The sequence below is a fragment of the Streptomyces sp. NPDC008079 genome, from assembly GCF_042957385.1.
GTDB lineage: Bacteria > Actinomycetota > Actinomycetes > Streptomycetales > Streptomycetaceae > Actinacidiphila.
The window spans coordinates 12,951-34,922 of sequence record NZ_JBIBIC010000028.1 but is presented as its reverse complement, the minus strand read 5'-3'; the positions used below and the strand labels follow the sequence as shown (position 1 = coordinate 34,922).

Genomic DNA, 21,972 nt, shown 5'->3' with positions numbered 1-21,972 from the left:
CCGACACCCCCGGCGGGTCGCTTGACATCAAATTCGAACATCCATTCTTATGGCTTGTGCCGGGTGGATTTCCGTGGTGACGAAGCGTGTTTCCGCCGGAGTTATCCACAGCACGGGGCGACGGCCGGGCGCGTTGTCAGTGCCAGGCGCTAGCGTCGTGGACGTGAAGCGATCGAACCAGACATCCCGGGTGGAGCCCATGGCAGGAAACGACCGCGAGAAGGCGCTCGACGCCGCGCTCGCGCAGATTGAACGGCAGTTCGGCAAGGGCGCGGTCATGCGCCTGGGCGACCGGCCGAACGAACCCATCGAAGTCATCCCCACCGGATCGACCGCTCTTGACGTGGCACTCGGCGTCGGCGGCCTGCCGCGCGGCCGAGTGGTGGAGGTCTACGGCCCGGAGTCCTCCGGTAAGACGACCCTCACCCTGCACGCGGTGGCCAACGCCCAGCGGGCGGGCGGCACGGTGGCGTTCGTGGACGCCGAGCACGCGCTGGACCCCGACTACGCCAAGGCGCTCGGCGTCGACACGGACAATCTGATCCTGTCCCAGCCGGACACCGGCGAGCAGGCGCTGGAGATCGTGGACATGCTGGTCCGCTCCGGCGCTCTCGACCTCATCGTGGTCGACTCCGTGGCAGCCCTCGTGCCACGGGCCGAGATCGAGGGCGAGATGGGCGACTCGCACGTGGGTCTCCAGGCCCGCCTGATGAGCCAGGCCCTCCGCAAGATCACCAGCGCGCTCAACCAGACCAAGACCACCTGCATCTTCATCAACCAGCTCCGCGAGAAGATCGGTGTGATGTTCGGCTCGCCGGAGACCACCACCGGTGGCCGCGCGCTGAAGTTCTACGCCTCCGTCCGGCTCGACATCCGCCGGATCGAGACCCTCAAGGACGGCACCGAGGCGGTCGGCAACCGTACCCGCGTCAAGGTCGTCAAGAACAAGGTCGCGCCGCCCTTCAAGCAGGCCGAGTTCGACATCCTCTACGGCCACGGCATCAGCCGTGAGGGCGGCCTGATCGACATGGGCGTGGAGCACGGCTTCGTCCGCAAGTCCGGCGCCTGGTACACGTACGAGGGCGACCAGCTCGGTCAGGGCAAGGAAAACGCGCGCAATTTCCTGAAGGACAACCCCGACCTGTCGGACGAGATCGAGAAGAAGATCAAGGAGAAGCTCGGCGTCGGCGTGCCGAAGGTCGAGGCGCCGGGCGCACAGCCCGGGGCGGACGCGGCAGGACCCGCGGCCGTGGCCAAGACCGACGCGCCCAAGGCCGAGGTCCCCGCGCCCAAGGGCGCGAAGGCGACCAAGGCGACCGCCGCCAAGGCCTGACGCCGTGGCGCGCAGGTCCCCTGAGCGCGGCGGCTCTTCCGAGTCGAGGGCCTCGCGAGAGCCGCCGCTCGATCCCGAGGAGCAGGCGCGGGCGCTGTGCCTGCGCCTGCTCACCGGGACGCCCCGCACCCGCAGGCAGCTCGCCGACGCCCTGCGCAAGCGCGAGATCCCGGACGAGGTCGCCGAGCACGTCCTGGAACGCTTCCAGGACGTGGGGCTGATCGACGACCAGGCGTTCGCCAACTCCTGGGTGGAGTCCCGGCACCGCGGCCGGGGTCTCGCCCGCCGTGCCCTCGCGCAGGAGCTCCGCCACCGCGGAGTGGACGCGGAGCTGGTGAACGAAGCGGTCGGACTGCTCGACCACGACCAGGAGGAGCAGACCGCCCGCGAGCTGGTACGCCGCAGGCTGCCGGGCACCCGCGGGCTGGACCGCGACAAGCGGATCCGCCGCGTCGCGGGCATGCTCGCCCGCAAGGGCTACTCCGAGGGCCTGGCCCTCCGGGTGGTCCGGGAAGCGCTCGCCGCCGAGGGCGTCGAGGAGGAGCTCGAAGAGGAGCCGTGGGAGTGACGGCGGCGAGGACGGCGGAATCCTGGAAGGCGAGGGAGCACGAAGGCCCCGCCACCGGACGTCGCCCTGCCGCCAGGGCCTCCCAAAACCGCCCCGCCGTCCGGCACCGGGACCATCCGCCAATGGAGACGGTGCCGGTGACCGGCAGCCCCGGCGGGCTGACGGTGACCGTCCGGCAGGGCGTGCCCGGCCCGGCTGCTACCGGGTGTGCCCGCTGACCCGCGTGCCCGCCGCGCCGCCGGGCCCGCCGCCTTCACCGTCACCGTCACCGTCACCGTCGTCGGAGTCCGGCTCCGTACCTTCACTGCCCGCCGGCACCGGCGGACCGCCGCGGGCCAGGTCGGCGTACGAGTACAGCTCCGCGGGGCGGCAGCCCACCATCGCCGTGACCAGGCGCCCGTCCGGCCGGATCAGCAGCACACTGTGCGCGGTCGCCCCCGGATACGTCTCGGCGACGACCAACTCCGCGCGGGTCGGCAGCGCGGCGACCGCGGAGGCGAGCCGGGGCATGAGCCCGGCGGTCAGCCAGTGACGGCTGTCCCACACCCCCGTACCCGGCGCGATCAGCACCACGATCAACCCCCGGCCGAGCCGGTCCCGCAGCCGTCCGACGGTGCCGTCGAGCGCGGTCACCGACACATCGGTCACCGCACCGCCCGGCGGCGTGTCGCACCCGGCGACCAGCGGCGACGGCCCGGACTTGCCGCCTCCGGAGCGCGGCGCGGGCAGCGCGAGCGGCGAGCGCCCGTAGACCGAGGACGCGGCGGCGGACCCCCGGCCGAGATGGCTGTCGGTCAGCAGCTCCGCCTGGCCGCGCGCCGAGCCCGACAGCACCGCGTGCCGTACCGTCTGCCACGCGCCACTGGCCCGCAGCAGCGGAAGCGCCTGGTCGGTGGCGCGCAACCGGGCGCCGACCGCGCCGCGCCGCTCCGCCTCGTAGCTGTTCAGCAGTATCTTCGACGCGCCGTCGTGCCAGGCCAGCGAGAGCTTCCAGGACAGATTCTCCGCGTCCCGCAGCCCCTCCTCGACGCTCTGCGCGCCGAGCGCGCCCATCAGGTGTGCGGCGTCCCCCGCGAGGAAGACCCGCCCCCTGCGCCAGCGCCTGGCCAGCCGCTGGTGCACCGGATAGTCGGCCGAGCCGACGAGTTCGTACGGGACGACGCTGCCGCACCAGGCGGTGAGCGTGGACCGCAGCCGTTCCACCAGCGCGTCGGACGTGAGCAGCCGTCCCTGCGGGGGCAGCAGCCAGTCCAGCCGCCACAGGCCGTCCGGCAACGGACGGGCCGTCACCTCCTGGCCCGCGGGCGCCCCCGGCGGGTCGCGGTGCAGCAACGCCACACCCGGTTCGGGGAGTTCCGCGCGGATCACCGCCACCGCGTGCCGGTCGACGGCGGTGCGGCCGGGGAAACGTACGCCCGTCAGCTTGCGGACCGTCGAACGGGGACCGTCGCAGCCGACCAGGAAACTGCCGCGCCACCAGGTGTCGTGCGACCCGCGGGTGTGCACGGTGATCCCGAGACCGTCCTGCTCGAAGGCGTCCACCCGGCAGCCCGGCACGATCCGCACTGACCCGCAGGCGAGCAGCGCGTCGCGCAGGCCGCGCTCCAATTGGTGCTGCGCGATGTGCGTGGGGGAGTCCTGCGGTCCGAATTCGACGCGCAGCACTTCCGTACGACGGCGCAATGTGCGCCAGGCCGACCAGGAGGCTCCGTCGCCGCGGACACCGGCGTAGCCGAGCCGTTCGACGAACGCGACCGTGTCGGGGCCGAGGACCGCGGTGCGTGGGCGCCGTAACCCGTCGGCATCGGTCAGTGCCTCCGCCTCGTCGAGGACGATGACGGGGACGTCGCGGCGGGCCAGAGCGAGGGCGAGGGCCAGGCCCACGGGACCCGCCCCCGCGACGATCACCGGGTCCATGGAGAGGCCCCCGGAAGAAGTGCGGTCACAAAGCGTATGCAACCCACTGCGCCTTCCCACGTCAAGCGACGGTCCCGCCTCGGCGCGGTGCGCCGCTCCACGCGCCCTCCGTGCTCCGTGCGCGCCCTCGGGCACCTCCGGTGCGTACCGGGTCGGTAACGGTCCACGGCGCGAGCCGGTAGGGCCTTGACGCACCCCGTGCCGATCGGCGTGGATTCGGTCCACAGGTACCGCTACCGCACACGAACAACACGATCAGCCGAAATGATCATAAGACCGAATGAACAGGGAGGTTGACGATGCGACTGCTCCTCGTGGAGGACGACGACAGGGTCGCCTCCGCCCTCTCCGCGGTCCTCGGCAAGCACGGCTTCGACGTGCGGCACGCCCGCAGCGGCGAGGAGGCGATCCAGGCGCTGCTGCCCGGCGACAGCCCCGCGTACGACTGTGTCCTGCTCGACCTGGGGCTGCCCGACCAGGACGGTTTCGAGGTGTGCAGCCGGATACGCCGCCGTACCGCGACCCCGGTGATCATGGTGACCGCGCGGGCCGACGTACGCTCCCGGATCCACGGCCTCAACCTGGGCGCGGACGACTACGTGGTGAAGCCGTACGACACGGGCGAGCTGCTGGCGCGGATCCACGCCGTGAGCCGCCGCCCGCCGCTGAACGCGCAAGGCGCCGCCGGGCCGACGGCCACCGGCGCGACCGTCGCGGGCACCGGAGTGCTGGCCGCCGCGCGGACCGGCGAGACCGGCCCGCAGGAGAGCGCCAAACTGCTGCTCGGCACGGTCACCATCGAACTGTCCACCCGCCGCGTCACCGTGGAGGGCGATCTGATCGCCCTCACCCGCAAGGAGTTCGACCTGCTGTCGCTGCTCGCCAAACGGCCGGGTGTCGTCTTCCGCAGGGAGCAGATCATCAGCGAGGTGTGGCGCACCGCGTGGGAGGGTACGGGTCGCACCCTTGAGGTCCATGTGGCGTCCCTGCGCTCCAAGCTGCGGACCCCGGCGATGATCGAGACGGTGCGCGGGGTCGGATACCGGCTCGTCGTCCCCGTCGGCTGACCCGTCGAGGCCACCACCTTGCGCTCCCGCCTGCTCCCGCTGCTCATCGTGCTGATGGCCGGTGTCCTGCTGGCCCTCGGCTTCCCGCTGGCCGCCAGCCAGGCCGCGTCCCAGCAGCAGCGCGTCGTGGTCGACCGCATCGACGACACCACGCGCTTCGCGGCGCTCGCGCAGTACGTCACCGCGCGGGACGAACAGACCGCCGTGGACAGCGCCGACGACGAGCGGCTGCACACCCTGCGCACCGAACTCACCCGCTACAAAGAGCTGTACGGCATCGACGCCGGAGTCTTCTACCGCGACCGCACCGCGATGGCGGCCGCGCCCGGCGACTGGAAGGTGCCGGACGAGGGCGAGCTGTTCGACGCCTACAACTCGGCGCTGCTCGGCCGCCGCACCCACGACCCCCGCCAGGTGTGGCCGTGGCAGACCCGCAAACTCGCCATCGCCTCGCCGATCGTCCGGGACGGGGACGTCGTCGCCGTCGTCGTGACCGATTCGCCGACCGGCGCGCTGCGCTCCCGCATCCTGCACGCCTGGCTGCTGCTGGCGGCCGGGGAGCTGGCGGCGATGGCCATCGCCGTGCTCTTCGCCGTCCGCCTGACCGCCTGGGTGCTGCTTCCGGTCGCCACCTTGGACCGCGTCACCCACGACATCGCGACCGGCCGGATGAAGTCGCGTGTCGGAACGGCGGGCGGCCCGCCGGAACTCCGCCGCCTGGTCCGTTCGTTCAACGAGATGGCCGACAACGTCGAGGAAGTCCTCGACCAGCAGCGGGCCTTCGTGGCGGACGCGTCGCATCAGTTGCGCAATCCGCTCGCCGCACTGCTGCTGCGGATCGAATTGCTCGGCCTGGAACTGCCCGACGGCCACGACGAGGCCGAGGCGGTGAAGGAGGAGGGGCACCGGCTCGCCCAGGTGCTCGACGACCTGCTGGGCCTGGCGCTCGCCGAACGCTCCGGCAGTCATCTGGCCGTCACCGATCTCGCCGCGCTCGCCCGTACCCGCTCGGCGGCCTGGCGACCCGTCGCCGACCAGGCGGGAATCTCCGTGGAGTTCACAGTGGAGGGGGAGGACTCGGAGGACCGGGGAGGTGAGAGCGCGGGGGAGCGGGCGGGCGAGAGCCCGGGGGAGCGGGCGGCGCTCAAGGTGACCGGGTGGGCCGACGCGGTCGCGCTGTCCAGCGCCTTGGACGCGGTGATCGACAACGCGATCAAATTCACCCCGCGCGGCGAGGCCGTCCATGTGCGCGTGGCGGCGGACGACCAGCGCACCGCGATCTCCGTCGCCGACAGCGGCCCCGGTCTGACGGACGAGGAACTCGCCAGGATCGGCGATCGTTTCTGGCGCAGCGCCCGCCACCAGAATGTGCACGGCTCCGGCCTCGGCCTGTCCATCGCCCGCGCTCTGCTGAGCCAGGGCGGCGGCGCCATCAGTTACGGGCGGCGCGACCCGCACGGCCTGGAGGTCATCCTGACGGTGCCGAGGACGGCGCCGGTCGGGGTGTGACCGTCCGGTTGTCGGATCGTACGACCGTCTGATCATGACCACGGAGTGCGCGGCGGGGTGAGCGCGCGGCGCGGCCGAGGTCACGGCGGAGCACCCGCTACGGCTTCACCGACCGGTAGTACCGCTCCGCGCCGACATGCAGCGGCAGCGGATCGGTGAACACCGCGGTCCGCAGGTCTACCAATTGCGCGGCGTGCACCTCCTTGCCGATCGCGTCCCGGCTGTCGATCACCGCACGGGTGAGCCGTTCGACCAGGCCGGTGTTCGCGCGGTCCGTGGTGACCAGCAGATTGGCGACGGCGATGGTGGCGATCGCCTGCCCCTTCTGCGCCTGCGGATACGCGTCGGCGGGCATCACGGCCTGCCGGTAGTACGACATCTGCGGTCCCATGGAATGCAGCTTCGCCACCAGGTCGCCGAGTTGGACGAGCTTGATGCCCGGCGAGGAGTGCGCCATCTCGGCCACGGCGGCGGTCGGCAGCCCGCCCGACCAGAAGAACGCGTCCAGCTGCTTGTCGCGCAGCATCGCGGGCGCCTGGTCGATGCCGACCGGTATCGCGTCCACATCCTTGGTGATGTCCAGGCCCGCCGCCGCGAACAGCCGCCTGGTGATCAGATTGACCCCGGAGTCCGCCTGGCCGACCCCGACCCGCAGCCCGCGCAGATCGCGCGCGGACCGCACCGTGGAATCGCTCGGTACGACAAGCTGCATGTAGTCGTCGTAGAGCCGGGCGCAGGCGCGCAACTGGTCCTTGCCGGGACCGTTGTAATCGGCGACGGCGTCGGCCGCGGCGATGGTGAAGTCCGCCCGTCCTGACGCCACCCGCTTGATGTTGTCGACCGAGCCCTCGGTGTGCACGAGATTGACCCGCACTCCCGGCAGCGCGGTGTGCAGATCGCCCTTGAGGAGCAGCCCGTACTTCTCGTACACCCCGTTGGCGACCCCGGTGGCCAGCGACATCGGCGCCCGCGGATACGAAGGCCCCGCGTTCGGCAGCAGCCACCACAGCAGGAGGGCGAGCACGGAGACCCCGGCCAGCAGCGCCTGGAGCACGCGCCGCCGCCTGCCCAGCGCGGCATCGCGCAGGCGTACGACGGGGCGGGGGAGGTCCATGCATGGGGATCCTGCCAGCCGGGCGGGAATCGGGGAAGGGCGGTCGGCGGCGGCCGGTCCCGGGAAGGCGGGGGCGCCGGGCCCCGGCGACCACGTACTCTGGGTGATTGTTATGAGCGCGCGTACTTACGAGGTCCGCACCTACGGGTGCCAGATGAACGTCCACGACTCCGAGCGGCTGTCCGGCCTTCTGGAGGACGCGGGGTATGTCCGCGCGCCTTCCGACGCCGACGGCGCGGATGTCGTCGTCTTCAACACCTGCGCGGTGCGGGAGAACGCCGACAACCGGCTGTACGGCAACCTCGGCCAGCTCGTACCGAAGAAGGCCGCCAGGCCCGGCATGCAGATCGCCGTCGGCGGCTGCCTGGCGCAGAAGGACCGCGACACCATCGTGAAGCGGGCCCCCTGGGTCGACGTCGTCTTCGGCACCCACAACATCGGGCAGCTCCCGGTGCTGTTGGAGCGGGCCAGGATCGCCGAAGAGGCCCAGGTCGAGATCGTCGAGTCGCTGGAGACCTTCCCCTCGACGCTGCCCTCGCGCCGCGAGTCCGCGTACGCCGCCTGGGTCGCGGTCTCCGTCGGCTGCAACAACACCTGCACCTTCTGCATCGTCCCCGCCCTGCGCGGCAAGGAGAAGGACCGCAGGCCCGGCGACGTGCTCGCCGAGGTCGAGGCCCTGGTCTCCGAGGGCGTCGTCGAGGTCACCCTGCTCGGCCAGAACGTGAACGCGTACGGCTCCGACATCGGCGACCGCGAGGCGTTCGGCAAGCTGCTGCGCGCCGCGGGCACCATCGACGGCCTGGAGCGGATCCGCTTCACCTCGCCGCACCCGCGCGACTTCACCGACGACGTCATCGCCGCCATGGCCGAGACGCCCAATGTGATGCACCAGCTCCACATGCCGCTCCAGTCCGGCTCCGACACGGTGCTGAAGGCGATGCGCCGGTCGTACCGGCAGGATCGTTACCTCGGGATCATCGAGAAGGTGCGCGCCGCGATGCCGGACGCCGCCATCACCACCGACATCATCGTGGGCTTCCCCGGCGAGACCGAGGAGGACTTCGAGCAGACCCTGCACGTGGTGCGCGAGGCGCGCTTCGCGCAGGCCTTCACCTTCCAGTACTCCAAGCGGCCCGGCACCCCCGCCGCCGAGATGGACGGCCAGATCCCGAAGGCCGTCGTCCAGCAGCGGTACGAGAGGCTGGTCGCGCTCCAGGAGGAGATCTCCTGGGAGGAGAACAAGAAGCAGGTCGGCCGCACCATCGAGGTGCTGGTCGCCGAGGGCGAGGGCCGCAAGGACGACGCCACCCGGCGGCTGTCCGGCCGCGCGCCCGACAACCGCCTCGTGCACTTCGAGCGCCCGGCCGAGCCGGTCAGGCCCGGAGACATGGTGACCGTCGAGATCACCTACGCCGCGCCGCACCATCTGCTCGCGGAGAAGCCCGCCGCCGCCGTACGCCGTACGCGGGCGGGCGACGCGTGGGAGCGGCGCAACGCGGCCCCGGCCGCGACCGGCACGGGCGTGATGCTGGGTCTGCCGACGATCGGCGCGCCCGCCGTGACGGAGCCGGCGTCGCTGGGCGGATGCAGCGTCCAGTGACGCGCGCGGTCCCGGACACCGGTGCGCGGCCGAACGTGCCGACGCCGTTGTCCGGCGACGGCCGTCTATCCGCGAGGCCGCGCCGGTAAGGTTTCGATCATGCTGGTCGCCGCTGCCGTCTGTCCCTGCCCGCCGCTGCTGGTCCCGGAGGTGGCGGCAGGCGCCGCACCCGAACTCGACGCTCTGCGGGCCTCCTGCGCCGACGCGATCGGCGTCCTGGCCGCTTCCCGGCCCGACCGGCTGGTCGTGATCGGTCCGGCGGACCGGCCGCGCCGCGGTGCTTTCGCCGAGGGCGCCACGGGTTCTTTCCGGCCGTTCGGTGTCGCGCTGGACGTCCGCCTCGGATCGGAACGCGGCGCGGCGGCCGAGGCCACGGCCGAGCCCGCTGCTGAGGCCGCCGCTGAGCCCGCACGCACGTTGCCGCCCTCGCTCGCCGTGGCCGCCTGGCTGCTGCGCGGCTGGCACGCCGCACCCGTCGAGGGGCTGGGGGTCGGCGAGCAACTGGAACAGCCGAGCTGCGCCGCCGCGGGCCGCGCTGTCGCCGAGGCCGCGGGACGCGTCGCCCTGCTCGTGATGGGGGACGGCAGCGCCTGCCGTACGGTCAAGGCGCCCGGCTACCTGGACGAGCGCGCCGGGCCCTTCGACGTGGCCGTGACCGCGGCCCTGGCGGCGGCCGACACCGACGCGCTCACCGCGCTGGACGCCGGGTTGGCCGATGCGCTGAAGGTGTCCGGCCGGGCGCCGTGGCAGGTGCTCGCGGGCGCGGCACAGGGCGCGGGCCTGGCGGGGGAGCTGCTGTACGAGGCGGCGCCGTACGGCGTGGGCTACGCCGTGGCGACCTGGACCTGAGCCGGAGGGCTACGCGGATACCTGACCCGGAGCCCCCGCCCGGACGCGCGACTCGGACGTCCTACGGCAGGGCGCCGCGCGCGCTCAGGCGGTCGCGTCGCCGTCCTTGCCGCTCTTGTCCTTGAGGTTGCCCAAGGCGCCCTTGGCCTTGTCCACCCCGGTGCCGATCTTGTCGCTGTACTTGCCGCCGGTCTTGGAGTCGACGGTGTGCGCCGCCTTCTCCAGTCCCGACTCGATCTTGCCGCCGTGCTGCTGCGCCAAGTCGCCGGCCTTGCTCTTCGCCAAGCCCAGCTTGTCCTTGAACGTGTCCTTGAGGCCCATGCGGCACCTTCCCAAGCATCGTGAATCCCCCGCCCTGTTTCCGACCATACCTGTGCCCGCCCTGGCCTGCTTCACGCCAATCGATCGAGGTCAGCGGCCAATGTTTGCGAGACTGGCCACGTGAAGAACCGTGTGATCGCCGTCGTCGGCCCGACCGCAGCCGGGAAGTCCGATCTGGGCGTGGCCCTGGCCCGGATCCTGGACGGCGAGGTGATCAACGCCGACTCCATGCAGCTCTACCGCGGTATGGACATCGGCACCGCCAAGCTCAGCCCGGACGAACGCCAGGGCGTGCCGCACCACCTGCTGGAAATCTGGGACGTGACACAGGCCGCCAACGTCGCCGACTACCAGCGCCTCGCCCGCGTCGAGATCGACCGGCTGCACGCCGAGGGCCGCGTCCCGGTGCTGGTCGGCGGCTCCGGCCTGTACGTACGCGCCGCGATCGACGCCCTGGAGTTCCCCGGCACGGACGCGGCCGTCCGGGCCCGCCTGGAGGCCGAACTCGACATGCGCGGCTCCGGCGCCCTGCACGCCCGGCTGGCCGCGGTCGACCCCGAGGCCGCCCGCGCCATCCTGCCCAGCAACGGCCGCCGGATCGTCCGCGCCCTCGAAGTCGTGGAGATCACCGGCCGCCCCTTCGCCGCCAACCTCCCCGGCCCCGAGGGTGTCTACGACACCGTCCAGATTGGCGTCGACGTCCCCCGGCCCGAACTCGACGAACGCATCGCCCTGCGCGTCGACCGCATGTGGGAGGCCGGTCTGGTCGACGAGGTCCGCGCCCTGGAGGCCGCGGGGCTGCGCGAAGGACGTACGGCCTCCCGCGCGCTCGGCTACCAACAGGTGCTCGCCGCACTGGCCGGTGAGTGCACCGAGGACGAGGCCCGCGCCACGACCGTACGCGCCACCAAGCGCTTCGCACGCCGTCAGGACTCGTGGTTCCGCCGCGACCCGCGTGTGCACTGGCTCACGGCCCGCGGCACGGAACTCGCGCACCAGGCGCTGACGTTGCTCCAAGAAGCGGTTACAGCCTGATCACGTGATGGCATCGGGACGCTCCGGCGTCCCGGACCTGCCGGTCGACCGTGCCATCATCGAGCATCTAGCTACGGTGTCGGAGAATCGGGAGGGCGCGTGGCGATGGAAGCCGGCCCACGCGACACCCCAGCCGGGCGCGACCCCGCGGCGGAAGCCCAGATTCCCCCGGAGTTTCCGCGCAATGGCGCGATCCCCGAGTCGAGGAACACCCTGGAGCCCTTCGAGCCCCTGGACTCCCTCGGCTCCCTGGAAGCGATCGAGCCCCTTCCGCCGATGGAGGAGGGCCAGTCCTTCCGCGAGCTGCGCCCCCAGCGCCGACTGCGGATCTGGCAACTCGCCCCGATCATCGCCCTCGCGGTGAGCGGATCGCTGATGTTCGCCTTCCCCCTCGCCTTCGAATCCGGCGACGCGGGACCTGTCGTCGCCATGCTCGGCCTTCTGCTGTGCTGCTGCTCCGCCGGGTGGGGCCTGATGGCCGCCCGCCGGGTCGGCTACACCTGGCCCGGCCTGCCTGCCCGCGGCTCCGGTGCCCGTGTCGACTGGCGCTACGTGGCCGGATACACCGCGCTGATCGCCCTGCTGGCGGTGCTCGCCGTCTGGCGCGTCGCCCGGCTGCGCTGACGGCCCCGCCCACCAGCCCGTCCCCCTCCGTCGCCCGCGTACGATCGATGACGTGACTGACGCGCGCCACGACACCGCACCGCTCGCCTTCCTCAAGGGCCACGGCACCGAGAACGACTTCGTGATCGTCCCCGACCCGGACGGTCTGCTCGACCTGTCCCCGGCCGACGTCACCCGCCTGTGCGACCGGCGCGCCGGAATCGGCGGCGACGGCCTGCTGCGCGTGGTCCGCTCCGCCTGCCACCCCGAGGCCGCGGCACTCGCCGACCGGGCCGAGTGGTTCATGGACTACCGCAACAGCGACGGCAGCATCGCCGAGATGTGCGGCAACGGCGTCCGCGTCTTCGCCCGCTACCTCCAGCGCACCGGCCTCACCGACGCGGGCGACCTGTCCGTCGCCACCCGCGCCGGCGTCCGCGACGTCCACATCGCCAAGGACGCCGACGACGGCACTCCCGGCGACATCACGGTCCGCATGGGCCGCGCCACGCTTCCCGAGGGCGTCGTCACCGTCACCGTGGGCGACCGCAGTTGGCCCGCGCTCCACGTCGACATGGGCAACCCGCACGCCGTCGCCTTCGTCGACACCCTCGACCACGCCGGTGACCTCCTCCGTGCCCCCGCGGTCGCCCCCGCCGACGCCTACCCGGCGGGCACCAACGTCGAATTCGTCGTCGACCGCGGGCCGCGCCACGTGGCACTGCGCGTCCACGAGCGCGGTTCCGGCGAGACCCGCTCCTGCGGCACGGGCGCCTGCGCCGTGATGGTCGCCGCGGCCCGCCGCGACGGCGCCGACCCGGCCGTCACCGGCCGCCCGGTCACGTACACCGTCGACGTCCCCGGCGGCCGGCTGGTGATCACCGAGACCGCCGACGGACAGATCGAGATGACCGGACCCGCGGTGATCGTCGCCGAGGGCGTCATCGACCCGGCCTGGCGCGGCGGTCCCTCCGCCGACCCCGGTGCCTGAACCACCACCTTTCCGGCGGTATCCGACCGGGATTCCCGCACACGTTCCCTCGAACGGGTGATGGGGATCACTCTCGGCGAGAGCGTGACTGCCGCACGTGGTGGGCTCGGTAGCATCAATCACCGGCGCGGCCCCACGGGGCGTGGAGAGCGTCCGCAGCCGGTTCAGGCTGCTGGAGGTGCCCGATGAGCGCAGACAACGCGGTGGACGCCGACCGCAGTGCCGGGGCCCCGCGCCGTGGACTGCGCCGGATCGACCTGCTCAGGCTCGGCCGCGCGGCGCTGCTCGGCCCCAGCGGTCGGGATCGCGTGCCCGACGCCATCGAGCACCTCACCAAGGTTCACCGCGCGCGCCACCCCGAAGCGGGCCCCGAAGCGATCGAGACGCTGCGGCGGGCGTATGTGCTCGCGGAGTCCTCGCACCGCGGTCAGATGCGCAAGAGCGGCGAGCCGTACATCACCCACCCGCTGGCGGTCACGCTGATCCTTGCCGAACTGGGCGCGGAGACCACCACCCTCACCGCCTCCCTCCTCCACGACACCGTCGAGGACACCGATGTGACGCTCGATCAGGTACGGGAGGAGTTCGGCCAGGAGGTCAGCTATCTCGTCGACGGCGTCACCAAGCTGGAGAAGGTCGACTACGGCGCCGCCGCGGAGCCGGAGACCTTCCGCAAGATGCTCGTCGCCACCGGCAACGACGTACGCGTGATGTCGATCAAGCTCGCCGACCGGCTGCACAACATGCGGACCCTCGGGGTGATGCGCCCCGAGAAGCAGGTGCGGATCGCCAAGGTCACCCGCGATGTGCTGATTCCGCTCGCCGAACGCCTCGGCGTGCAAGCCCTGAAGACCGAGCTCGAAGATCTGGTCTTCGCGATCCTCCACCCCGAGGAGCACGCCAGGACCCGCGCCATGATCGCCGCGAACGCCGCCGGACCCGACCTCCTCGCGGCTGTCGCCGAGGACCTGCGCAAGGTGCTGCGCGAGGCGGACATCGCCGCCGAGGTCGCCATCCGCCCGCGGCACGCGGTCTCCGTCCACCGCGTCCTGCTCAAGCGCGGCGGCGCGGAACTCGGCAGTTGCGACTTCGGCCGCCTGCTCGTCGTGGTCGCCGAGGACGCCGACTGCTATGCCGTGCTCGGTGAGCTGCACACCTGTTTCACCCCGGTGATCGCGGAGTTCAAGGACTTCATCGCCGCCCCCAAGTTCAACCTGTACCAGTCGCTGCACACCGCCGTCGCCGACGAGCGCGGCCGGATCGCCGAAGTCCTGGTCCGCACCCGGCGGATGCACCGGGTCGCGGAAGCCGGGGTGATCGCGCTCGGTGACCCGCACGCCGTGGAGGAGACTCCGCAGGCCGCCGAGGCCGAGCAGGGGGCGAGCGCGGCGGAGACCTGGGGGAGGGTGGACCCGACCCAACCCGGTTGGCTCGCCCGGCTGTTGGAGTGGCAGCGCGACGCCCCCGACCCCGACACCTTCTGGTCCGCTCTGCGGGACGACCTCGCCCAGGACCGCGAGATCACCGTCTTCGCCACCGAGTCCGGCGAGTCCATCGGCACGATGCGGCTGGCCGCCGGCGCGAGCTGCGTGGACGCCGCCTACGCGGTGCACGGCGAGGCCGGTCACCAGTGCGTCGGCGCCCGCGTCAACGGGCGGCTGGCGCCGCTGGGGACCCGGCTGCGCGACGGCGACACCCTCCAGCTCCTGATGGACGACTCCGCCACCTCCGGCCCCGACGCCGACTGGCTGGAGCACGCCATCACCCCGGCCGCCCGGATCGCCATCACCAGGTGGCTGACCCAGAACCCGGCGACGGCAGACGAGGACAAGCCGGCGTCGGCCCCTGCGGTACGCCCGACCCACGCCGCGGGCCAGGCGCGCGCCGCCGAACCGGTGGCGGTCACCGACCTGCCGCACGCGACCGTACGGCTGGCCCGCTGTTGCACGCCGGTGCCTCCGGACGGCCTCACCGGATTCGTCATCCGCGGCGGCACCGTCGCCGTCCACCGCGTCGAGTGTCCGAGCACCGCCCGGATGGTCACGGCGGGACGGGCGCCCGTACCCGTACGCTGGCGCGACGACGGCCCCGCCAACGGCTTCCGGGCCACGATCCTCGCCGAGGCGCTGAGCCGCCCGCGCCTGCTCGCCGACCTCACCGAGGCCATCGCGGCCCAGGGCGTCGGGATCGTCTCGGCCGCGGTGGAGCCCCCGCAGGAGCACCGGGTGCGGCACACGTACACGGTGGAGCTGCCCGACCCCCAGGCGCTGGCAATCCTGATGCGGGCGATGCGGTCGGTGCCAGGTGTCTATGACGTCTACCGCGCGCGACTGGCCGTCACGGCGGCGCAGCCCTGAGACCAGGGCGTACACACGCTTGGACGCGCGCGAGGACTCTCGTGAGGACGCGGGCGCGGAAGCCCGGGTGCGCACCTGCGGGGACTTCGGGAAGTGGGTCATCACTGTCTCCTTCGATCGTTACTCCCAGTGAACGTCTGGTGGCAGATCGTAGGTTCCGGGGTGATCGTCACCCACACGAGTGATTCCGGCGACGGCCGCCGGAGATCCGGTCCTGTCGGCCGGCGGACAGCCCTCGCGGGTATCCGCGGCGAAACTCGCGTGACCGCGAGTGTCCGGCGTGCGACCATCGTAGTAACGGCAGAAACACCGCCGATTCGTTGACCGCTCGACCAAAGGATCCAATGACCTCCTCTCCTTCTTCCTCTTCGAACAACCGCCAGCGCCTCCCCGAGAGCCTTCGGGCCGACGCCCTGATGGAAGAGGACGTCGCCTGGAGTCATGAGATCGACGAGGACCGGGACGGCGACCAATTCGACCGCTCCGAGCGTGCGTCGCTCCGCCGGGTCGCCGGACTCTCCACCGAACTCGAGGACGTCACCGAGGTCGAGTACCGGCAGCTCCGACTGGAGCGCGTGGTGCTCGTGGGCGTCTGGACCACGGGGACCGTCGACGACGCCGAGAATTCGCTGGCCGAGCTGGCGGCGCTCGCCGAGACCGCCGGAGCACTCGTCCTCGACGGCGTCATCCAGCGCCGCGACAAGCCGGACCCGGCCACGTACATCGGATCCGGCAAGGCACTGGAGCTGCGCGACATCGTCGTGGAGACCGGCGCCGACACCGTCGTCTGCGACGGTGAGCTGAGCCCCGGCCAGCTCATCCATCTGGAGGACGTCGTCAAGGTCAAGGTGGTCGACAGGACCGCGCTGATCCTCGACATCTTCGCTCAGCACGCCAAGTCCCGTGAGGGCAAGGCGCAGGTCTCGCTGGCACAGATGCAGTACATGCTGCCGAGGCTGCGCGGCTGGGGTCAGTCGTTGTCCCGGCAGATGGGTGGCGGTGGCGCCGGTTCGTCCGGCGGCGGCATGGCGACGCGTGGTCCCGGTGAGACCAAGATCGAGACCGACCGTCGGCGTATCCGCGAGAAGATGGCCAAGATGCGCCGGGAGATCGCGGAGATGAAGACCAGCCGCGACCTCAAGCGCCAGGAGCGCAAGCGGCACAAGGTGCCGTCGGTCGCCATCGCCGGATACACCAATGCGGGCAAGTCCTCGCTGCTCAACCGGCTCACGGGTGCGGGCGTCCTGGTGGAGAACGCGCTGTTCGCCACCCTGGACCCGACCGTGCGCCGCGCGGAGACCCCCAGCGGACGGCTCTACACACTGGTGGACACCGTCGGGTTCGTGCGGCACCTGCCGCACCACCTGGTCGAGGCCTTCCGGTCCACGATGGAGGAGGTCGGCGACGCCGACCTGATCCTGCACGTGGTGGACGGCTCGCACCCGGTGCCCGAGGAGCAGCTCGCGGCAGTACGCGAGGTGTTCCGCGATGTCGGCGCGCTGGACGTGCCCGAGATCGTGGTCGTCAACAAGGCGGACGCCGCGGACCCGCTGGTCCTCCAGCGTCTGCTGCGCAACGAGAAGCACGCCATCGCGGTCTCCGCCCGCAGCGGCATGGGCATCGACGAGTTGCTGGAGATCATCGACCAGGAACTGCCGCGGCCCGACGTGGAAGTCGAGGCGCTGGTGCCGTACACGCACGGCGGTCTCGTCTCCCGGGTGCACGCCGCGGGTGAGGTCCTCTCCGAGGAGCACACCGGCGACGGCACGCTGCTCAAGGTGCGGGTGCACGAGGAACTGGCCGCGGAACTGGCCCCGTTCACGCTCGTCGCCAGGACCTGACAGGGCTGAGGCGCCACGGCAGTTCGACGCCGGGTCGCCGCCGCGCGCACTGACATGGGTAAGGGGCCGCCTCCTAGAGGCGGCCCCTTACCCATGCGTCGTCTGCTAGTTGAACTTCTGGCTCACGCCGTCGAAGACCTTCTTCGCCTCGGAACCCAAGTGCGGCCCCGCCAGCCAGGTGTTCGTCACCGGCCCGATCGACGTATTGCTGACCAGTGCCGTCGTCCCGTCCGGCCGCTTGGCGAACCAGCCGCCGCCCGACGAACCACCCGTCATCGTGCAGCCGATCCGGTACTCCGTCGGCGCCTGGGCGTTCAGCGACAGCCGGCCCGGCTTGCCCACGCAGTCGTACATCTGCTGCCCGTTGAAGGGGGGCGCCGCGGGATAGCCCCAGGCGCCCATCGTCCCGATCCGCGTCGCGGACGGCGCGTCGAACCACACCGGCATCGCCGTTCCGACCGTCTCCTCCAGCGACTTGCCGCCCGCGCCCTCCTCCGGCTTCACATGCAGCACGGCGAAGTCGTACGGCGAACCGCTGCCGCCGGACTCGGCGCCCGTGCTGATCCACTGGTCGGAGGTGCTGGCCCAGTCGGCCCAGAACACGCCGTACGGCGCCAGCACATCACGCGAGGCGCCCTCCAGGGCCGCGGCGCTCTTGCCCGTGTCGTTGTAGGCGGGGACGAAGGCGATGTTGCGGTACCAGCCGCCGGAAGCGCCCGCGTGCACGCAGTGGCCCGCCGTCCACACCAGATTCGACTTGCCCGGATGCGCCGGGTCCCGGACCACCGTCGCCGAGCAGACCATCGAGCCCTTGGGCCCGTCGAAGAAGAGTTTTCCGACACCAGGTGCGGCCTCGTGGTACGGCGCCGTGACCCGGCTCGCCTGCACCGGATCCGGCGCAGGGTCGCTCTCGCCCTGGTCGGCCGACACGTTGGTGGGCACCTTCTTGTCGCTCTGGTCCGCGCCCTTCATGCGGTCGTCGCTCCACAGCCCGTTGATCACCGGGTTGACGAAATCCGCCGCCTTGCGCAGCCACTTCGCCTTGTCCCAGTTCTTCCAGCCGCCCTTCTTGTACGCCTGCTCCCACTTCTTCAGGTCGTCGAGGCTGGTCGGGAAGGACGTCGGCAGACCGAGGTTGTTGCCCGCCGTCACCGACGAACTGGGCTTGGCGTCCGCGGAGTCACCGGACGACCCGCACGCGGTGGCGGTGCCCGCGAGGAGAACGGCTGCCGCCGCCGCGGCCACCAAGGGCCTTCGTATGGATGACATGGACTGCTCCCCCTGAGATGTCTTCGGCTGTACGGCAGTTGCCGCCCCCGATGCGCGGTGGCCACCACTATGCCGCTGGTGTGAGGGACGGCCGGGGGTGTTCGCCGGTTCCGCGCCGAAAGTCTCCGGGCCGCCCGTGATCGAGCCGTCACCCAGTCGTTAGTACGGACGGGGGACGACTGCCTGGACGCCGACCCGGAGGAGTGAGCACGTGGCCGCCATTTCGAGCGCGCCGGGACAACGACTGGCGGCATCGGCCGAGGTGTCCGCCGAGGGACCGGCCGACGAATCCATGACGGGGGAGGCGATTCTCCGCAGGCAGGCGCAGCGCGAATCGGCCGCGCGCACCTATGCGCGGTCCCTGCCGGTGGTACCCGTCCGCGCCCGCGGGATGACCGTGGAGGGCGCCGACGGCCGCCGGTATCTTGACTGCCTGTCCGGTGCGGGAACCCTCGCTCTCGGCCACAATCACCCCGTCGTCCTGGAGGCCATCAGGGGCGTCCTGGACTCGGGCGCTCCCTTGCACGTCCTGGACCTCGCGACCCCGGTCAAGGACGCCTTCACCACCGCGCTGTTCGAGACGCTGCCGCCTCAACTCGCCGAGCACGGCCGCATCCAGTTCTGCGGGCCCGCCGGGACCGACGCGGTGGAGGCGGCCATCAAGCTCGCCCGTATCGCCACCGGGCGCGGCGGACTCCTCGCCTTTTCCGGCGCCTACCACGGCATGACGGCCGGCGCGCTCGCCGCTACGGGTGACACGGCGGTCCGCGGCGCCGTCGGTGAAGCGGACGCGCGGATCACCCGTCTGCCGTACCCGTACGACTACCGCTGCCCGTTCGGCATCGGCGGCGACCGGGGGGCCGAGCTCTCGGCGCGCTGGACCGCGCATCTCCTCGACGACCCCAAGGGCGGGGTGCAGCCGCCCGCCGCGATGCTCCTCGAACCGGTGCAGGGCGAAGGCGGCGTCATCCCGGCGCCCGACACCTGGCTGCGCAGGATGCGTGAGATCACGGCAGCGCGCGGCATCCCGCTGGTGGTCGACGAGGTGCAGACGGGCGTCGGCCGTACCGGCACCTTCTGGGCCGTCGAGCGCAGCGGAATCGTGCCCGACGTCATGGTGCTGTCCAAGGCCATCGGCGGCAGCCTCCCGCTGGCCGTGATCGTCTACCGCGAAGAGCTCGACGCCTGGCAGCCGGGCGCCCACGCGGGCACCTTCCGCGGCAATCAACTCGCCATGGCCGCCGGCACGGCCACGCTCCGCTTCGTGCGGCAGCACGCGCTGCACGAGCGCGCGGAGACCGTCGGCGCGCGCATGCTCAGCCGCCTGCGCGGACTCGCCGCGCACCACGACTGCATTGGCGACGTCCGAGGACGCGGTCTGATGATCGGCGTCGAACTCGTCGACACCGAAGCCGAGCCCGACGACTACGGAGCGCTTCCCGCCGCGCCCCCGCTCGCCGCCCGCGTCCAGCAGGAGGCCCTGCGCCGCGGACTCATCGTCGAACTGGGCGGACGGCACGGCGCCGTGATCCGGCTGCTGCCGCCGCTGACCATCACCGACGAACAGGCCGAAGCCGTGCTCGACCGGCTGGCCGCCGCCATCGACGCCGCGCGGACCGCGACGTGAGGCGGCCCGGCATGACCCCGGCGGACCGACCGCGAGAAGCCGTGCCGCCGCGCGGTACCGACGAGTGGAGCCCTGGCATGACCGCACCCGTGGACCCCGGCACCCCCATGCCGCCCGGCGCGGCGGTGCCGCTGGCCGCCGCAGTACCGGTGCAGCGACCGCGCGCCGCCGCGGCCGACCAGGATCCGGACCCGTTGGAGCACCCGGACCCGTACCGTGTCGCCGACGCGGCGGGCGCCGAGAATCTGCTGCGCTGCTGGGTCCGCGAGACGGGCCTCACGGAGCCGGCCGACAGCCTGCTGCGGATCTCTCTGCCCGCCAGCGGCACGCAGGCCCAGGCGGTTGTTCTGCACTGGTCGGCGACCGGTCACCACCGCTTCGGACCGGTCCGCCTCACAACCGCCCCGAGCCGCCCGCTGACCGCGGTCGCGCTCGCCGCGCTGCTGGCCCGTGAAGGCGGCGGCGCGGCGGCCGAGGGCGACGACCTGGTGGCGAGGGTGGCCGATTCGGTACGCAGGACCGCCGTGTTCGTCAGCGAGCGGCGTGCGCGGCCCGGCAGGCCCGAGCCGGAACTGCCCTTCCTGGAGTCGGAACAGGCCCTGCTCCTCGGTCACCCGACGCATCCCGCGCCCAAGGCCCGCGAAGGGCTCAGCGAGAGCGAGAGCGCCGCGTACTCGCCCGAGACGCGCGGCTCCTTCGCGCTGCACTGGCTCGCCGTGGACGCCGCCGTCCTCGCCACCGACTCCGCGTGGACCGACCGCGGCCGACCCGTACCGGCCGCCGATTTGCTGACCGCGATGGCCGGGCCAGAACTCGCGTGCCCCGCAGGCACCGCGCCGCTCCCGCTGCACCCCTGGCAGGCGCGCGACATCCTGCACCGGCCCGCCGTCCAGCGGCTGTTGGACGCCGGGCTGCTGCGTGACCTGGGCCCGGTCGGCGACCCGTGGTACGCCACCTCTTCCGTGCGGACCGTCTACCGTCCCGACGCGCCCGCGATGCTCAAGCTCTCCCTCGCGCTGCGCATCACCAACTCTCGCAGGGAGAATCTCCGCAAGGAGCTGAGGCGCGGCACCGAGGTGCACCGGCTGCTGCGCAGCGGGCTCGTCGCGCGCTGGCACGCCGCCCACCCGGGCTTCGACATCGTCCGCGACCCGGCCTGGCTGGGCGTGGACACGCCGGACGGCACACCGGTGCCCGGCCTGGACGTCGTGCTCAGGCACAGCCCGTTCGGCCCCGGCGACCAGGCGCACTGCGTGGCGGGACTCACCTCGCCGCGCCCGTGGCCCGGCGTTCCCGCGCCCGCGCTGCGCTCCCGGCTGGCCATGCTCGTCACCCGCCTCGCGGAGCGCACCGGAAGGCCCGCGACGGCGGTCGCCACCGAGTGGTTCCTGCGCTACCTCGACGCGGTCGTACGGCCGGTGCTGTGGCTCGACGGCGAGGCGGGCATCGCCCTGGAAGCGCATCAGCAGAACACTCTCGTCCTGCTCGACGGCTCCGGCTGGCCCTGCGGCGGGCGCTACCGCGACAACCAAGGGTACTACTTCCGCGAGTCGCACCGCGCGGAGCTGGAACGCCAGCAGCCGGGCATCGGGGTCGACAGCGACACCTTCGTCGCCGACGAGATCGCGGACGAGCGGCTCGCCTACTACCTCGGCGTCAACAACGTGCTCGGCCTCATCGGCGCCTTCGGCTCCCAGCGGCTCGCGGACGAGCAGGTGCTGCTCGCCGCGTTCCGCCGCTTCCTGGCCGCCGCCGCGGGAGGCCGCAGCAGCCTTCCCGCCCGGCTGCTGGACGCCCCGGAACTGCGCAGCAAGGCCAATCTGCTGACCAGGCTGCACGGAATGGACGAACTCGTCGGACCGGTCGACACCCAGTCGGTCTACATCACCATGCCCAACCCGCTGACCGTCTGAGCGGACCGTCCGGCCGCGCGTCCGTCCCCGGTCCTCGCCCCCGGACCCGCACCGGATC

The 21,972-nt window shown here is 72.1% G+C and carries 16 protein-coding genes and 1 pseudogene; 13 read left to right on the top strand and 4 right to left on the bottom strand.

All coding sequences use genetic code 11. From position 1 onward, the window contains the following. The first annotated feature begins 199 nt into the window (after positions 1 to 199). Entirely contained in the window at positions 200 to 1,333 is a 1,134-nt protein-coding gene (gene recA, locus ACFZAM_RS35375) for a recombinase RecA (protein WP_355338167.1), read from the top strand. Then, positions 1,290 to 1,901 (top strand): annotated as a pseudogene (gene recX / locus ACFZAM_RS35370) (recombination regulator RecX); the annotation flags it as partial. The gene recA and the pseudogene recX, both read left to right, overlap by 44 nt. 198 nt (positions 1,902 to 2,099) lie before the next feature. Here recX and ACFZAM_RS35365 read toward each other — a convergent pair. Further along, positions 2,100 to 3,818 (bottom strand): FAD-dependent monooxygenase, encoded by a 1,719-nt coding sequence (locus ACFZAM_RS35365; protein ID WP_391052253.1) that lies wholly within the window; start codon positions 3,816 to 3,818, stop codon positions 2,100 to 2,102. Between the two features lie 299 nt (positions 3,819 to 4,117). On the opposite strand from ACFZAM_RS35365, the gene ACFZAM_RS35360 reads away from it, so the two are divergent. Beyond that, complete coding sequence (locus ACFZAM_RS35360) at positions 4,118 to 4,885, top strand: response regulator (protein ID WP_391052251.1); 768 nt, start codon at positions 4,118 to 4,120, stop codon at positions 4,883 to 4,885. An 18-nt stretch (positions 4,886 to 4,903) separates the two neighbouring features. Then, complete coding sequence (locus ACFZAM_RS35355) at positions 4,904 to 6,394, top strand: ATP-binding protein (protein WP_391052248.1); 1,491 nt, start codon at positions 4,904 to 4,906, stop codon at positions 6,392 to 6,394. A gap of 97 nt (positions 6,395 to 6,491) precedes the next feature. Here the strand turns inward: ACFZAM_RS35355 and ACFZAM_RS35350 are convergent, their stop codons facing one another. Continuing rightward, complete coding sequence (locus ACFZAM_RS35350) at positions 6,492 to 7,508, bottom strand: TAXI family TRAP transporter solute-binding subunit (protein WP_391052246.1); 1,017 nt, start codon at positions 7,506 to 7,508, stop codon at positions 6,492 to 6,494. Between the two features lie 112 nt (positions 7,509 to 7,620). On the opposite strand from ACFZAM_RS35350, the gene miaB reads away from it, so the two are divergent. Further along, positions 7,621 to 9,108: a tRNA (N6-isopentenyl adenosine(37)-C2)-methylthiotransferase MiaB gene (gene miaB / locus ACFZAM_RS35345; protein WP_355338182.1), complete on the top strand. Its 1,488-nt coding sequence runs from the start codon at positions 7,621 to 7,623 to the stop codon at positions 9,106 to 9,108. Positions 9,109 to 9,207: 99 nt separating this feature from the next. Further along, positions 9,208 to 9,957 carry a hypothetical protein gene (locus ACFZAM_RS35340; RefSeq protein WP_391052245.1) on the top strand — a complete coding sequence of 250 codons (750 nt, stop codon included), beginning with the start codon at positions 9,208 to 9,210 and terminating at the stop codon, positions 9,955 to 9,957. Positions 9,958 to 10,041: 84 nt separating this feature from the next. Here ACFZAM_RS35340 and ACFZAM_RS35335 read toward each other — a convergent pair whose 3' ends face one another. Continuing rightward, positions 10,042 to 10,278, bottom strand: coding sequence for an Rv0909 family putative TA system antitoxin (locus ACFZAM_RS35335; RefSeq protein ID WP_391052242.1), 237 nt, complete (start codon positions 10,276 to 10,278; stop codon positions 10,042 to 10,044). A gap of 120 nt (positions 10,279 to 10,398) precedes the next feature. On the opposite strand from ACFZAM_RS35335, the gene miaA reads away from it, so the two are divergent. The 5 genes from miaA to hflX all read left to right on the top strand — a co-directional run bounded on the left by miaA (position 10,399) and on the right by hflX (position 17,105). Beyond that, on the top strand, positions 10,399 to 11,313 hold the full coding sequence (gene miaA, locus ACFZAM_RS35330) for a tRNA (adenosine(37)-N6)-dimethylallyltransferase MiaA (protein WP_391052239.1): 915 nt from the start codon (positions 10,399 to 10,401) through the stop codon (positions 11,311 to 11,313). A gap of 105 nt (positions 11,314 to 11,418) precedes the next feature. After that, positions 11,419 to 11,937 (top strand): hypothetical protein, encoded by a 519-nt coding sequence (locus tag ACFZAM_RS35325; RefSeq protein ID WP_355338786.1) that lies wholly within the window; start codon positions 11,419 to 11,421, stop codon positions 11,935 to 11,937. 52 nt (positions 11,938 to 11,989) lie between these two features. Next, a complete protein-coding gene (gene dapF / locus ACFZAM_RS35320) occupies positions 11,990 to 12,907 on the top strand; it encodes a diaminopimelate epimerase (RefSeq protein WP_391052236.1) in 918 nt (305 codons plus the stop codon). Between the two features lie 185 nt (positions 12,908 to 13,092). Then, entirely contained in the window at positions 13,093 to 15,264 is a 2,172-nt protein-coding gene (locus ACFZAM_RS35315; RefSeq protein WP_391052234.1) for an HD domain-containing protein, read from the top strand. A gap of 344 nt (positions 15,265 to 15,608) precedes the next feature. Beyond that, positions 15,609 to 17,105 (top strand): GTPase HflX, encoded by a 1,497-nt coding sequence (hflX, locus tag ACFZAM_RS35310; protein ID WP_391052231.1) that lies wholly within the window; start codon positions 15,609 to 15,611, stop codon positions 17,103 to 17,105. A 105-nt stretch (positions 17,106 to 17,210) separates the two neighbouring features. Here hflX and ACFZAM_RS35305 read toward each other — a convergent pair whose 3' ends face one another. Beyond that, a complete protein-coding gene (locus ACFZAM_RS35305; RefSeq protein WP_391052229.1) occupies positions 17,211 to 18,374 on the bottom strand; it encodes a trypsin-like serine peptidase in 1,164 nt (387 codons plus the stop codon). Between the two features lie 292 nt (positions 18,375 to 18,666). Between ACFZAM_RS35305 and ACFZAM_RS35300 the strand changes: the two genes are divergently transcribed. Both ACFZAM_RS35300 and ACFZAM_RS35295 read left to right on the top strand, forming a co-directional pair. Then, on the top strand, positions 18,667 to 20,001 hold the full coding sequence (locus ACFZAM_RS35300; RefSeq protein ID WP_391052286.1) for a diaminobutyrate--2-oxoglutarate transaminase: 1,335 nt from the start codon (positions 18,667 to 18,669) through the stop codon (positions 19,999 to 20,001). A 77-nt stretch (positions 20,002 to 20,078) separates the two neighbouring features. Further along, on the top strand, positions 20,079 to 21,914 hold the full coding sequence (locus tag ACFZAM_RS35295; RefSeq protein WP_391052226.1) for an IucA/IucC family protein: 1,836 nt from the start codon (positions 20,079 to 20,081) through the stop codon (positions 21,912 to 21,914). The last annotated feature ends 58 nt before the right edge of the window (positions 21,915 to 21,972 follow it).

Bases quoted from the DNA above. Each gene is read 5' to 3' on its own strand.
- recA (WP_355338167.1), top strand. From the start codon at position 200: ATGGCAGGAAACGACCGCGAGAAGGCGCTCGACGCCGCGCTCGCGCAG.
- ACFZAM_RS35365 (WP_391052253.1), bottom strand. From the start codon at position 3,818: ATGGACCCGGTGATCGTCGCGGGGGCGGGTCCCGTGGGCCTGGCCCTC.
- ACFZAM_RS35360 (WP_391052251.1), top strand. From the start codon at position 4,118: ATGCGACTGCTCCTCGTGGAGGACGACGACAGGGTCGCCTCCGCCCTC.
- ACFZAM_RS35350 (WP_391052246.1), bottom strand. From the start codon at position 7,508: ATGGACCTCCCCCGCCCCGTCGTACGCCTGCGCGATGCCGCGCTGGGC.
- miaB (WP_355338182.1), top strand. From the start codon at position 7,621: ATGAGCGCGCGTACTTACGAGGTCCGCACCTACGGGTGCCAGATGAAC.
- ACFZAM_RS35340 (WP_391052245.1), top strand. From the start codon at position 9,208: ATGCTGGTCGCCGCTGCCGTCTGTCCCTGCCCGCCGCTGCTGGTCCCG.
- ACFZAM_RS35335 (WP_391052242.1), bottom strand. From the start codon at position 10,278: ATGGGCCTCAAGGACACGTTCAAGGACAAGCTGGGCTTGGCGAAGAGC.
- ACFZAM_RS35325 (WP_355338786.1), top strand. From the start codon at position 11,419: ATGGAAGCCGGCCCACGCGACACCCCAGCCGGGCGCGACCCCGCGGCG.
- ACFZAM_RS35315 (WP_391052234.1), top strand. From the start codon at position 13,093: ATGAGCGCAGACAACGCGGTGGACGCCGACCGCAGTGCCGGGGCCCCG.
- hflX (WP_391052231.1), top strand. From the start codon at position 15,609: ATGACCTCCTCTCCTTCTTCCTCTTCGAACAACCGCCAGCGCCTCCCC.
- ACFZAM_RS35305 (WP_391052229.1), bottom strand. From the start codon at position 18,374: ATGTCATCCATACGAAGGCCCTTGGTGGCCGCGGCGGCGGCAGCCGTT.
- ACFZAM_RS35300 (WP_391052286.1), top strand. From the start codon at position 18,667: ATGACGGGGGAGGCGATTCTCCGCAGGCAGGCGCAGCGCGAATCGGCC.
- ACFZAM_RS35295 (WP_391052226.1), top strand. From the start codon at position 20,079: ATGACCGCACCCGTGGACCCCGGCACCCCCATGCCGCCCGGCGCGGCG.